This window comes from Shewanella sp. Arc9-LZ, from assembly GCF_010092445.1.
GTDB lineage: Bacteria > Pseudomonadota > Gammaproteobacteria > Enterobacterales > Shewanellaceae > Shewanella.
Genome location: NZ_CP048031.1, coordinates 3,226,968 through 3,241,562, shown reverse-complemented (window position 1 = coordinate 3,241,562; position 14,595 = coordinate 3,226,968). Strand labels below are relative to the sequence as shown.

Here is a 14,595-nt window from a genome sequence, read left to right as displayed (position 1 = left end):
TCAAGGTTAAAATTGGCTTTAGTGGTAAGCAAACTTTTGTGTATGTTAATTCGTATGATGATACAGATTATTGCTGTATCTGAGCTTTAGCGACCACCCAATATGTGTAATCGCAATAATATAGCGTGTTTGAACGAGTTTTTTGTTCGAAAGATCAGCAAAGCCTAGATATTGCCTGCTTTCTTCCATAGAATGGCAAGTTAACTTTTTTATCAGCAGCCATTGTTTATTTTGCTGCGGTTTTATTAGGTATATTGATGTCGGCGAAACTGTTTAATCTCCCCATTAAGCTTTCATTAGAGATGATTGCGAAACTGTTTTCGGCCACCCAAATTCAAAAAGCGCAAAACTATTTGATCCAAGGTCGAGTTCTAGAAGTTACTGCCAGCAGTAATAATCATGATATTGAGGCCTATGTTGAAGGATCTGCTGCTGAACCCTATCGTCAAGAAATCACCCTAGTTAATGTGAATCACAAAATTGTGATGCGTTCACATTGTACTTGCCCTGTGAGAACAAATTGTAAGCACGTTGCCGCAGCAATGCTGGCACTGGTCGATAAAAAGCCGGTTGAAGAGCAGCGTATCCACCAATGGTTACGCCAACTTGACGAGCAAAAAACGGTTGCCGAGTTTGAAGAAGAGGACGAAGAAAAAGACCGCATTATTTATGTGTTATCTAACGATCCTCATGGCATTTTTGTCGAATTTAAACGCAGTAAATTTAATAAAAAAGGTCAATACAATAAAGGCAGCAAGCTAGCATTAGCCGATATTCGCTATAGCATGCCATGGTGGATTGACCCTGAAGATAAACAGATTATCAGCTTGTTATTGTCATCAAATAATCATGGTTCTAAAATTTATATTGAAGGTGAGATTTCATTTTTAGCACTGACTAAAATGCTCACCGCCGAAGTGTGTTTTTGGGAAGAAAATCGTATCCCCCTAACATGGGCTAAAGCCGTTGTGCCTGAGTTTGTCTGGTGTGAGATTGATAAAAAACATACCCAAATGCAAATGCGCATGCCTGGGCTGGATAATTGGGAGTTTATTGCTACCGAGCCACCTTTGTATGTTGAATTAGACTATTTGCATTTAGGTAGAATAGACACTGACTTGCCCGTTAAAAAGTTAAGTTTATTGCAACACATGCCACCAGTGCCATTGGCTCAAGTGGATGCCATTAGTCATAAAATGCTCCAGCATTTTTCGCCTAAAACCGTGCCTGTGCCGAGTGAAATTGATTTTTGCGAGATAACAGACTCACTGTTAACACGCTTAACCTTTACGCGTGAGCTCATTGCCAACAACCTGATTCTGCAACCGGTTATTCGAGTTGATCATTGTTACGGTGAAATTACTTTTAATGCATCGACTAAACCCGAACGCATAAGCTTAGTCAAAAAAAATCAAGTTCAGTATCAAGTGCATAGACATGTCGAGCAAGAACTCGCGGCATTACAGTCATTAGCGGATATAGGCTTAGTGACGCTTGAGCCAGACGCTACGCTGGCCAGTTCACAACAACCCTACTATGTCAGTGTCGGCTTATTACCAGAGTCGATTTTTGAATGGTCTGAATTGACCGACAATGGTCTTGATGCGTTAACTGCGCTGGGTATGGATATTCATTTTGATGATGACTTCGACTTACAAATTACCGATGCACAGTTAGATGTCGACTTAGTTGACGATGATGAGTCTGGCTGGTTTTCGTTATCGCTCAGTGCCGACATCGATGGTCAAAGTGTACCGTTATTAGCCTTAGTTGCCCGTTGGTTACAACAAAATGGTGAACCAGCAGACGATGATGAATTGCTATTACCTGGCCCTAACGGTGGTTTTATTAAAATCAAAGCCAAAACCATTAAGCCGCTGATTAGTATTATCCAAGAATTATTTAATCGTCATTCTGGCGATGTCATTTCGATACCACGCAACCGTGCGCATATTTTGAATGATTTATCTGCCAGTGACGTGCGTTTACTCAATGGCGAACGTGTGCGCAATTTAGCCACCAAACTCGCAGAGTTTAAAGGGGTGGTTCCGGTTGAGTTACCCGATGGCTTAAATGCGACATTACGTGATTATCAAAAACAAGGTTTTGACTGGTTGTGTTTTCTTAAAGAATATCAACTAGGTGGTATTTTAGCCGATGACATGGGCCTGGGTAAAACCGTTCAAGCATTGGCATTTTTACTCAAAGCCAAGCAAGACGCTACCGAGCGTCGTACCAGTTTAATTGTTTGTCCCACTAGCTTAGTGGGTAACTGGTTAAAAGAAGCCAATAAGTTTGCTCCGTCGCTGAATGTAGTGGTGATCCACGGTAATAAACGCCAGCCGTTATTAGATCAAATTAACCAGTTTGATGTGGTCGTAACAACCTATCCATTAATGTTACGTGATGAAGCCATTTATTGTGAATATGTGTTTGAGCATATTATTTTGGATGAAGCACAACAGATTAAAAATGCCCAAGCAAAAGTCACCCAAGTGATTAAAACCCTTAGAGGTAGATTTCGCTTATGTTTATCGGGTACGCCGCTTGAAAACCATTTAGGCGAATTAAAATCATTGATGGATTTTTGCTTGCCAGGTTTATTAGGTCAGCATACTTACTTTAATAAACAGTTCCGTGGTCCGATTGAGAAGCAAGCCGATGTTGAAAAGTCGCAGTTACTGAGTCAGCGTATTGCTCCTTTTATGCTGCGCCGCACTAAAAAAGAAGTGGTATCAGAATTACCTGAAAAAACCGTGATTATTCAAACTCTGGAACTTGAAAGAGATCAACGTAATTTGTACGAGTCTATCCGTTTAGTGATGGAGAAAAAATTGCGTGAACTGTTTGCCAAGAAAGGAGTATCGAGTAGTCATATTGAGTTTTTAGATGCATTGTTGAAGTTGCGTCAAGCCTGTTGCGACCCGCGTTTAGTTAAGCTTGAACAAGCTCAACAGGTAAAAGACAACGCTAAAATGACTTGGTTAATCCAAAACCTGCCTGAAATGATTGAAGAAGGTCGTAAGATCCTTATCTTCAGCCAATTTACCGGCATGCTGGCACTCATTGAAGATGAACTGAAACGCTTAGCTATCAGTTATAGCAAGTTGACAGGCCAAACTCGTGACCGTCAGACCCAAATTGATTCGTTTCAAGAGGGTGATAACTCGGTGTTTTTGATCAGTTTAAAAGCCGGTGGAACCGGACTTAACCTTACTGCTGCGGACACGGTTATTCATTTTGACCCGTGGTGGAACCCTGCCGCGGAGCGCCAAGCGACCGATCGCGCTCATCGTATTGGCCAGTTAAATCCAGTGTTTGTTTATAAACTCATTGCCCAGGGCACCGTTGAAGAGAAAATTCAAGAAATGCAGCAGCACAAACAAGGTTTGGCAGACAGTATTTTATCCGATGGTACTCAAGGTCCATGGCAGGGCAGTGCGAACGATTTATTGGCATTATTGAGTTAATAGTTGAGTTAATCGTTGAGTTAATAACACCAAAATCACTTGAACTAGCGTGTAGATTCGCGAAGCTCAAGTGATTTAGCGGTTATCAATTACCCTAGATGAACTCGATAACATTGGCTCAAAAACGTTGACTCGATACATTTTGGCTCGATACACTTTGGCTCGATAAATATGGACTCGATACACGTTGGCTCGATACACTTTGGCTCGATACACTTTGACTCGATACACTTTGACTCGATACACTTTGACTCGATACACGTTGGCTCGATAAACATTAACTCGAAAATGGAGATGAACCTTGGTTGCAATGTACTTTAAACGTGGTTCATCAGCGCCAAGACAGCGGCGTTCGTCTCGTGCGACGCCTGCTGAGCACACAGCTTATTTTGAACAGGTGTTTACCGTTCTTCGGCTTCATCCTGAGAAAATTGCCATAGTTAGACGTAATATTGCTGAGTTCCAAGCTCAACCTTATTTGAAAAAAGGCCTGCACACGGCAATTGATCGGTTACTGTTGGTGTTTGAAGACGATAACGACATTGAACTGCTATATAGGCAAGTGATGAGTGATGATATTGGCCAACGGGTAAGACGCTACCCGCTGATATTTAAAGGCATAATTTCAATAGATTCAGATGCTGTGTAATTTCATTCAGCGAGTGCCTTATCAAATATAAGCACTCATCGTTATGGGCGTTCAATCACGCTAACCGTCATACGTTCCACAAGTGGATATGCCAAACCGTTTAGCGCTATTCCCATTCACTTGGCCATCATCAATATCGATGTTGTGTACTGCGCCAAATTAAACAACAATCATGTTGCTGCCACTCAATACTTAAACCGATTACCTATATTCGGCCATAACCTTATTGTCATTTATCTTTTAGCTTGAGTCCTTTGACCGCTTGTAGTGGTTCCCTCCAATACCGTGGTTATCTCAAATGGTCGTTAGATTAATTCACCAAATGGCACGCCTTGCTTATTCGCCCTTATTTATTTATTTGCCCTTATTTAGTCGTATTTATTACTAATAGTCATTATTGGGTTAGATATTGGCCATATATTTCAGCGAAATAGGATTGAGCGTTAAACAATATTCATATTGTGGATAAAATACTCAAAATGTTTACGTTTAATGGTAATACTAGTTAAGTCGTAATGCTCAAGATGATTGGGGTTCATTTTTTTAAATAATTGAAGCTATGCTGATAGTGATCAATATTATCTAAACGAGGTCGTTTAAATGATCTTTGACTAAAATTATCTTCGGTCAACACCAGCCTCGATTAATACCAACCTCGATTAACAGTACAGGGGCAGAACCGTTAGTGAGTACGATGTTGTGGAGCTATTTTGTGAATTTTCAATAAGGAGTTTCAATATGTTAAGGACTGTTAATATGTTTTACGATTCACCGCTAAAAAATATGCTTGATGAGCGCTTTTCTGTGCAAGCTTTGGTTCATCTCGTGGTATCACTCTTTTTAGTTTCATCGGTAAGTATTGCTTATGCAGAAACGCCAGTATCCAAAACTGATGGCAAGCCATTCTCCCATGACACAGTCGTAGAAGTTGCTCAAAAACTGTCCCAGACCCCCTTTGTTGAACCCAAACAAGCCCCCGAAGCGCTGACTAAAATAGATTACTCAACCTATCGTCAAATTAATTTCCAACAACATGCTGCTATTTGGGGCAATGCGCCCACGCCTTTCTCGATACAACTATTTGCTCCTGGGTATATCTATAAACAGTTGATTGATATCGACGTGGTTGAGAATGGTAAATCATTTCCGGTAGCAGTATCTGAATCATCCTTCAGAGTGCCAGATGAATCAATTGGCAAATTACTGGAGCAAGTCGGTAAATATGCAGGGTTTCGTTTGCATTACCCGATCAATCGCGATGATTATAAAGATGAATTTCTTGTGTTTCAGGGCGCCAGTTATTTTCGTGGGGTCTCTAAAGGGCAAGCGTATGGCTTATCTACCCGCGGACTTGCCATCAATGTTGCCGATCCTAAAGGTGAAGAATATCCTTTATTTAAAAAGTTTTGGATTGAACGTCCATCCAGTCATCAAGAGGCGATTGTGGTCCATGCGTTACTAGACAGTGTGAGTGTAACAGGAGCCTATCGTTTTGCTATTTACCCTGGCGATCCGACCCGAATGGGTGTCGATGTTAAGCTTTTCCCAAGGCAGGATGTTAAGAATGTGGGTCTGGCTCCGTTAACGTCAATGTTTATGCATGGCGGCATCGATCGCGCTGATACTGCTGATTACCGTCCTGCGGTGCATGACTCTGAAGGCCTGCTAATGGAAAAAGGTAATAATGAGAAAATCTGGCGTCCGCTGAATAATCCTCGTGGATTACAGGTGAGTTCTTTTATGGATGAGAATCCTAAAGGATTTGGTTTGATCCAGCCACATCGAAAATTAGATTATTATCAGGACCTTGAAGCAAATTATCATCTTCGTCCATCTGCGTGGGTTGAACCAACTGGTGATTGGGGTAAAGGTAGAGTTGAACTGGTTGAAATTCCATCTGATTCTGAAGCCAATGACAATATTGTTGCCTATTGGAAGCCAGAACAAGGTTTGAAAAAAGGCCAGCCATTCGCCTATTCATATCAATTGACCTGGGTGGATCAGATCCCTAAAACCGAAGGCAAAGTAAAAGTGGTTCGAACTGCTGGTGGTCGCAAGTTATCGACGGATAAAAATGAGATTGTTATCGATTACAGTCACATTAATGCCAACGATATCAGTCATATTCGCGTCGATGCCAGTATCAGCAGCGGCGCTATTTTAGAATCACGTATTGAGTCTAATCCCAGTGTTGATGGTGCCAGAGTTTTTATCACGTTCGATCCGCAAGATGCTGAGGTTGCAGAATTACGTGTACAGCTAAGCAACAAAGATAAACCGCTTGGTATGACATGGCTGTATCGCTTTACTGCAGAGGACTGGCCTTTATGATAGATAATAATAATCCTCTGTCTGCTCACGTTAACAATACCTATCATGATGCACGTGCATTGCCAGAGGAATCGCCACTGCTGATGTCTCGTCATGAGGTTTCTGAACCGGGTCATAGATTAACTCCGAGTCAACAAACCGTGTGGTTTACGCTGCGCACATTTGTTGCACAGTTATTTGTGTTCATGGTTACAGCAGGCTTATCGACTTATGGCATAAGAGAAATGTATTTGGTGCTTAACATCAATGCCATTACCAGTTTGCAAATGGTTTTTTTGGTGTTGTTTAGCATTAACTTTCTGTGGGTTACTTTTGCTTTTTCACAGGCACTATTGGGTTTTCTGTTGCATCTCAAACCACGCCTAATTAAAGAGAATGAGACAGAACCAGAGTTCAAAACGGCGGTATTGCTGCCTATTTACAATGAAGATCCGCTGCGTATTCGGGCCACAATAGAAGCGATGAGTGCAGATTTAATCGCTACCGCACCGGGTAAATATGCTTTCTTTATTCTCAGTGACACTAATCGAGCTGATGCATGGATTGCTGAGGAACAGACTTTTGTGGATCTTATCAATAACAGCCAACCACAGTGTCCGGTTTATTACCGTCGTCGTCACCAAAACAGTGAACGTAAAGCCGGTAATATCGGCGACTGGGTTCAGCGTTGGGGTGGTGATTATGAGGCAATGATAGTGCTTGATGCTGACAGTATCATGAGCGCAAAGTCGATGGTGACATTATCACGTCGTTTAGCTGGCGCACCTGGCGTCGGTCTTATTCAAACCTTACCGACACTGGTGTTTGCCAATACGCTTTACAGCCGTTTGCAACAGTTTGCCAATCAATGCTTCGGTCCTATTTATGCCGAGGGGTTGTCGGCTTGGCATGGTTTGTCCTCAAATTTTTGGGGCCACAATGCCATTATTCGCACTAAAGCATTTGCTGAGTCCTGTCATCTGCCTATTCTGTCCGGTAAAGCACCTTTTGGCGGCCATGTATTAAGTCATGACTTTATCGAAGCGGCGTTGCTGCGTCGTGCAGGTTGGGGAGTACGTTTTGATACCGATATTGAGGCTTCATTTGAAGAAGCTCCACCGTCGTTAATTGATGTGATGATCCGTGACCGACGCTGGTGTCAGGGTAATTTACAGCATTCAGCATTTATGTTTGCTCGCGGTTTCTCATTGCCGACGCGGTTGCATCTTTTGTCTGGGGTGATGTCTTACCTGAGCGCCATTTTTTGGTTAGCCCTGATTATGGTCGGGCTTGCGATTGCGGTTCAGGCGGCATTTATACGTCCAGAGTACTTTGCCAATCCATCGCTGTTTCCAACCTGGCCAGTGTTTGATTCTGAGCGCGCATTAAGCCTGTTTGTGGTGTCAATGGCCATTGTGCTGGCACCTAAAGCATTTGGCTGGTTTGCTGCCTTGATTAATATTCCGCGGTGTTTACGATTTGGCGGGCCAATACTGTTAACCTTGAGTACCTTGTTGGAAATGATCATGTCTGCTCTGTATGCCCCCATTCTGATGGTGTCGCAGTTTGGCGTGGTGTTGTCTATATTTCGAGGCAAAGACAGTGGCTGGATGCCGCAATCTCGAGACGATGGTGCATTGAGCTGGATGTCAGTGATGCGGGCTCATCTTGGTCATACCGTGTTTGGGGTTGCGCTTGCTTTGACCGCACTATCACTCAGTACAGAACTCTTTTACTGGTTATTACCGATTACAATAGGGTTGATGCTATCGATCCCTTTGTCTTGGTTAAGCGGCGGCGCGAGGCGAACTAAATGGATTAAAACAGTCGGATTATTGCGAGCGCCTGAAGAAAAAAAACCAGTTAACATTTTGGTTAAAGTGAAGGAGAACGAGGCTAATTTACCCCATCTACGACACATGCATCCGTTCAGTCGGTTGGTTAATAATCCTTTATTATTTAAATGGCACCTTGCGCAGTTACCTGATTTAGGTGAGCAAAAGCCGACGTTTTATGCCCCGAGAATTATTGCGGAATGGAAATTAAACCATGCTGAAAGCTTATCGCAATTGGAATCATGGTTGGACCCCGCAGAGGTAATAGCATTATTAAGCAATGCGGATTATCTACAGAAATTGAAAAAAATCGGTAACTAATTTCTATCACTCGTCTTTGTAACAAGTACTAAAAAAGCCGCTCAATAATGCGTTGTTGAGCGGCTTTTTTAGTACTTAATACTCAGTAATTAAGATTAGATTTAGGCTCTAGAGCATTATTTAGGCTGAGCCATTGCTGACGTTACAGCATTATTTATGTTGAGCCATCACTCGGGTTGCAAACTCACTTGGTCCGGCCAAAATAGCCCGGCCCACAGCCACTAAATCAACCTGTTCAGTGGCTAAAATGGTTTCGATGTAATCAATACTTTCAATGCCGCCGACACCAATCACTGCCGCTTTCGTTGTACCTGTCAGCGGCGCTGCATCTTCAACTAAAAAGCCCTCGCCGCGTTTGTCTTTAGGGCGATTCCAGCCCCCAATGCCTGATGAAACATTAAGTATTTCAACCCCAGCATCAACTAGCCATTGGCTAACGTGGCCCATATCGTCATGAGACAAACCACCAGGGTAACCGTCTTGCCCAGGAATGCGCGTCATTACTGCTAATCTTGGCGCCGCTTGTTTTATTTTACTGACTATTTCGATCAATATTCTGGCGCGATTTTCAAGGCTGCCACCGTATTGGTCTTGGCGTTGATTCGTCAGCGGAGATAACCATTGATTAATACCGTAACCGTGGGCACAGTGCAGCTCGACTAAATCAAATCCGGCTTTGTCAGCACGAATGGCAGCACTAACAAAATCCTGCTGCCATTGATTGATATCATCCAATGTCATGGCTCTAGGGGTTGGTAATATACGATCATATGCTGGCACGGTAATGCCTGACGGCCCCATAATATCAGCGCTAATACCTGCACTGTCTTTTCCGCCGCAATGGGTAATTTGTAAGCCTGTTTTTACCCCTGCATTATGTAACGTCGCGGCAATTTGGCTTAAGCCGGGTAAGCAAGCATCATCATGCGCCCCAAGCTGATTAGACTCACTTCGTCCTGCCAAATTTACATGGCTGTATTCTACCATCACCAACCCTGCACCCGACTGGGCTAAATGATGGTAATGATTGATGGTCGTTTCAGTTGCTAAGCCATTTAGGTCTGCGGTTTGTGACGCCATTGGCGGCACCACTAAACGGTTTTTAAAGGTCAGTCCGTTTGTGAGTGTCAGTGGGGTAAAGCGTAACGCGGTCATTGCAACATCCTATATATTTATGGCGATCAATATGCCAGCAATCAACATAATACTGCCTGCAGTACGATTCATTATCGTTGCCGCTTTAGGGGAGGTAAATACCTGTTTTGCACTTGATGCCAAATATGCATAAGTGAGGTTAACTGAACCAAAAGCCAAGGTTGCAGTGGCGAGTATAATCATCACATCGGTAAGGTCAACATGGACCATAGGCACAAAAGCAGGAAAAAAGCTGACGTAAAATATCAATGCTTTAGGGTTGCCAAGGGCAATAAGCAGGCCCGTGATTAAATTTTTAAATTGGCTCACTTTAGGTATGGTTGCTAATTGGACTCCTTTGGCCGTTGCACGCAACATACTGAAACCTAACCAGCATAAATAAAGCGCACTGGCGTACTTTATTAGTTCAAACGCTGGCCCCATCGCATTGGCAATGGCGGCCAAACCAAACAAGGCTAATAGGATATAAACAAAGTCGCCCATCAGTACGCCAAGGGTAATAAAAGCGCCATGCTTGAACCCATTTGAAAATGCTCTTGATACCACGGCAAACACTGCCGGTCCCGGTAGTATCGCCAAAATTAACATAGTGAAAAATAATGCAATAACTTGCTGTAGTATCATTAAATAACCTGAACTTGGGTTTATGGGTAGAATACGGTGGTTATAATCGATTAGGTCGCGACACTAAATCGATTTTTCGAGAGTATATCGTATTTTCATAGCGTTAATGTATCGGTCTATCGTAAGCAGTCGTTTCAGGTTATTGAATTGTGTTTATCGACGTTATGTTTTTATTACTTTGGTATTGCGGTATGTCATTACGGCGTTAAGCGGTTCATTTTATAGGTGTTATTTTTAAAATTATGTTGAAAATTATTTTACTAACGCATTCACGAGAAATGGATCGTGCTAATAATACCGGCCAATTAGTCAAACACGTTTTAGGCGATAGCGCGCGGGTGGTTGAGTGGCACCGCAAACAGCCCGATGCTGAATTATTGGCTGCGATTGAAGCGGGTAAAGTAGGCTTAGTGTTTCCAAGTGATAACACTACGCAAGAGGCTGGTTTGTCATTAGCGTCGCCTGAATATTTAGTGATTATCGATGCCACTTGGCAAGAAGCGCGCAAAATGTTTAATCAGAGCCCTTATCTAAAGGAATTGCCTAAAGTGTCTTTAGTGAATCCACCTAAATCGATATACCCACTTAGGCGCAATCAAATTGAAGGTGGTTTATGCACAGCAGAATGTGTGGCATTACTGCTTAATCATGCGGGTGAAAGCGCATTATCGACAAGGTTAACCGAGCAACTGATGACATTTATTGAGCGTTAACGTTTGGAGCTGCCTGCGCCAACAGAATAATGTGACGCAGGCAGTTGTTGGGTTATAAGAGACTAAGTTGAACCGCTAAGGTTTGGCTTTATGTTGATAGTCAAAGCGTTTACGCAAACGAATGTCGGCAACCGATGCACCAATCATCACTTCAAACTGGCCTGATTCGGCTAACCAATTATTAGTGTTAACGTCCCAAAACGATAAGTCGCGTTGGGTTAGCGTAAAGCTAGCTGTTTTGCTTTCACCTGCTTTTAACCATAACTTATCAAAGCCTTTTAGCTCTTTTGCGGGACGCGGTACGCTGGCTTTAACGTCGTGCAAATACAATTGCACTACCTCGGCACCATCGACTTTACTGGTGTTAGTGACATCGACAGTAACGGTGATAGTGTCATTGCCTGCAATGTCATCATTTGTCATGTCATTATTTGCAATGTCAGCGCTTGAAAGACGGATGTTGCTGTAATCAAATTGGCTGTAAGACAAGCCATGGCCAAAGGCAAATAACGGCGCAATATTTTGCTGTTCAAACCAGCGATAACCAATAAATACCCCTTCGCTATAAAGTGATTCAGTGGCGTTGTAATCGTTTAACGCTATTGGCGCAGTGTCGGTGAGCTTTTTCGGTAAGGTAATTGGCATTTTACCGCTAGGGTTTTGATTGCCCAATAACATATCCGCGTAAGCATTACCGGCTTCCATACCGCCATACCAGCCCCACACAACCGCTTTAGCGTTATCTGCCCACGGCATTTCTACCGCAGAACCGCCAATCATAAACACCACAGTATTTGGATTCACTTTGAGCAGTTTGGCGATGACCTCATCTTGTTGGCCAGGCAATACCATGTCAGGTCTGTCGATAGACTCGCGGTCATCAGCATGACTTAAGCCGCCAAAGTAGATCACCGCATCGGCTTTTTTAGCTGCGGCTAAATACTCTTGTTCGGTATTGTACAAACTGTTGGGTGTTTCCCAGCCTAAGGTTGCTTGCTTGTCGCCTTGGTAACGTAAGCTCACCGCGTAAGTTTCACCAGCAGTTAAGGTCATGGCTTTACTGATAACATGTCCTTGGTTTGCTTGGGTGCTGGCGATCAGCTGTTTATCGTTAATGTACAATGCCACTTGGCCGTCAGCTTTTATGTTAAAACTGTGGCTGCCAGTTTCGATAGGTTTGATGTTGGCTTTAATATCGACAAACTGTTTTTGGCCTTTGGCATTAAATTGCGGATCGGCTATCCATGATTCACTGGCGAGCTGGGTCATTTTGTTGTCATTGTAATAATTAATTTGCCACGATGGCGTGCCTGTCCAATGACGAGTGGTGAGATAGTCATTGGGTATCGGCATAAACTGGCTGCTGGCTGGACGCATTAGTTGAATGTCGACCTTGTCACCCAGTTTGGCTGTTAAACCGGCTAATGGGCTGATTTCGTAGAGTGCTTTAACTTCTGATGAGCCGCCACCAAATCCATGGCGTTTATCAGCATTGGGACCAAGTACCAAGACATGTTTAAGTTTGTCAGCGTGAAGCGGTAATACCTTGTTATCGTTTTTAAGTAATACAATGCCATTGGCGGCAAGTGTGCGAGCATCATCACGGTGAGCTTGAGTGTTACGCTCGCCGGATAAACGGTGTTTATCCATCATGCCGATGCTGAGTTGCACCCGTAAAATACGGCGGACTTTATCATCAAGTACCGATACTGGTACTTTGCCAGCGTTAATCATCTCGAGTAGCGGTTTTGCCATAAAGTAATCGTCAAAATCAGCGACATCTGTGCCCATTTCAATATCAAGGCCGTTCATGGCGGCATCATAAGTGTTGATGTCGACGTTCCAGTCGGTAAGTAGCACCCCTTGAAAGCCCCATTCGCCTTTTAAGATAGTATTGACTAAGTGCTCGCTCTGATTGGCGTTAGTGCCTCTAAACTCGTTATAGGCGCCCATAATGGCGTGCACATTGGCTTGTTTTACCGCCGCTTCAAACGCTGGTAAATACACTTCACGCAAGGTGCGATCATCAGGTTTGGCATTCACTTTAGTGCGGTTTAGCTCTTGGGTATTAAGGGCATAATGCTTTACGGTGGCACCGACATCATTGGCTTGAATCGCTTTGATTTCGGGCACTACTAAGCTAGCCGCTAAAAATGGGTCTTCACCCATGTATTCAAAGTTACGCCCGTATAACGGTAGGCGCGCGAGGTTTACACCAGGGCCCAAAATAAGATCTTTATTGCGATGACGTGCTTCGGCGCCAAGCACATTGCCGTGCAGCGTGGCCATGTTGAGATCCCAACTGGCGGCGATTGCGGTTAACGGCGGTAAATAGGTTGAGTAATCGTTAGTCCATCCTGCGGGTGCCCATGAGTTGCGATCGATCTCGTAGCGCACACCGTGTGGGCCGTCTGACATCCACATTTCATGTATGCCTAAGCGCTCAATAGCAGGTATGTGAAACTTGCCCGCAGCATGCACTAAAGACACTTTTTCCTCTAAGGTTAACTGAGGCAATAAGCGGTTAATGTCATCTTCGACTTGGCTGATACGCTCGCCAATACGCAGTTTTTCATTATCTGGTAACACCGTTAATGCATGTAAGGTTTGTGGGGTAATCGTTGGGTGTGCCGCCAGTGCAGCATGGCTGACACCTAAGCATATAAGTGATGAAACACATGCTGTAAGCGCTTTCTTTTTATTATTTGACGAGATGTTGCCGTGCTGTGGCTTAGCCATAACGAGGTCCCTGTGTTATTTGAAATTGATAAAGATATTCGCGGTCAGTCGTCCTGTTTTAGGACTGCTGTCGATGTCGGTTGCTGGGTTGACTAACGTCGAGTGGAGTAGGTTACCGGGATATATGACTAAACGATTTGGCCGATATTGAACCTGATGATAAAGGGTGTAGTGATCATTACTATCGACCACATAATCAGGCGTCAGTGCTTGTTGTGCATCGACAACCGGTTGTGCCTGATTAAAGTAATGGTCAATGTTGTGTGGTGTTATCTGTTCATATTGCGTGGCGTTATGGCGAAAAAATCCAGTATCCCCATGAGCACCATCATTGAGATAGTGCAAAATCGCAAAATAGTGCGGGTCTGGGGTGTCAAAGTGTGGCATGCATTGCAGCGGCAATAAACGTTTTGCAGGCTTGTCGATAACCGAAAACACGCATTGTTGGGGCTTTAAGCGTAACGAGTGTGACACCTTGTAGGTATCGTATATTAACTGGTATACCGCATTAATCACGTCGATTACATATTGCTTGGGCAGCGATGCGCGCTGCCCTGGATAGTATGAACCTTGGTCTTGATTAAATTGACTATCATCTATCGCAATATCGATTAGCGGCGAAAGATCAGCTCCAAAGTCATCAATGATAATCACCGGCGTTTGCTGTAGGCCAATAAACTCAATGTGGGGCGTAAATGGCCCCACCTTGATAATACTCTTGCTTGATAGAGTATTCTTGCTTGATATCGTTTGGTTGTTCGATGAGTCGGTTGTCATGT

The 14,595-nt window shown here is 43.5% G+C and carries 9 protein-coding genes; 5 read left to right on the top strand and 4 right to left on the bottom strand.

The genetic code is table 11. The features are described from left to right. Window positions 1-257: 257 nt before the first annotated feature. The 4 genes from GUY17_RS13845 (at window position 258) to mdoH (ending at window position 8,585) form a co-directional block, all read left to right on the top strand. On the top strand, window positions 258-3,470 hold the full coding sequence (locus GUY17_RS13845) for a DEAD/DEAH box helicase (RefSeq protein WP_162023489.1): 3,213 nt from the start codon (window positions 258-260) through the stop codon (window positions 3,468-3,470). Window positions 3,471-3,780: 310 nt separating this feature from the next. After that, window positions 3,781-4,119 (top strand): hypothetical protein, encoded by a 339-nt coding sequence (locus tag GUY17_RS13840; protein ID WP_242445150.1) that lies wholly within the window; start codon window positions 3,781-3,783, stop codon window positions 4,117-4,119. A 756-nt stretch (window positions 4,120-4,875) separates the two neighbouring features. Beyond that, complete coding sequence (locus GUY17_RS13835; protein WP_254439826.1) at window positions 4,876-6,450, top strand: glucan biosynthesis protein G; 1,575 nt, start codon at window positions 4,876-4,878, stop codon at window positions 6,448-6,450. Next, window positions 6,447-8,585: a glucans biosynthesis glucosyltransferase MdoH gene (gene mdoH, locus GUY17_RS13830; protein ID WP_162023487.1), complete on the top strand. Its 2,139-nt coding sequence runs from the start codon at window positions 6,447-6,449 to the stop codon at window positions 8,583-8,585. The genes GUY17_RS13835 and mdoH overlap by 4 nt, the downstream gene beginning before the upstream one ends. Before the next feature lie 150 nt (window positions 8,586-8,735). Here mdoH and GUY17_RS13825 read toward each other — a convergent pair whose 3' ends face one another. Next, a complete protein-coding gene (locus tag GUY17_RS13825) occupies window positions 8,736-9,740 on the bottom strand; it encodes an NADH:flavin oxidoreductase (protein ID WP_162023486.1) in 1,005 nt (334 codons plus the stop codon). A 9-nt stretch (window positions 9,741-9,749) separates the two neighbouring features. Further along, window positions 9,750-10,364, bottom strand: coding sequence for a LysE family translocator (locus GUY17_RS13820; RefSeq protein WP_162023485.1), 615 nt, complete (start codon window positions 10,362-10,364; stop codon window positions 9,750-9,752). Window positions 10,365-10,606: 242 nt separating this feature from the next. Between GUY17_RS13820 and GUY17_RS13815 the strand changes: the two genes are divergently transcribed. Then, window positions 10,607-11,077, top strand: a complete 471-nt coding sequence (locus tag GUY17_RS13815; RefSeq protein ID WP_162023484.1) for a DTW domain-containing protein — start codon at window positions 10,607-10,609, stop codon at window positions 11,075-11,077. Window positions 11,078-11,152: 75 nt separating this feature from the next. Here GUY17_RS13815 and GUY17_RS13810 read toward each other — a convergent pair whose 3' ends face one another. Both GUY17_RS13810 and GUY17_RS13805 read right to left on the bottom strand, forming a co-directional pair. Further along, on the bottom strand, window positions 11,153-13,816 hold the full coding sequence (locus GUY17_RS13810) for a glycoside hydrolase family 3 C-terminal domain-containing protein (protein WP_162023483.1): 2,664 nt from the start codon (window positions 13,814-13,816) through the stop codon (window positions 11,153-11,155). Window positions 13,817-13,831: 15 nt separating this feature from the next. After that, entirely contained in the window at window positions 13,832-14,593 is a 762-nt protein-coding gene (locus GUY17_RS13805) for a DUF6445 family protein (RefSeq protein ID WP_162023482.1), read from the bottom strand. Window positions 14,594-14,595 lie beyond the last annotated feature (2 nt).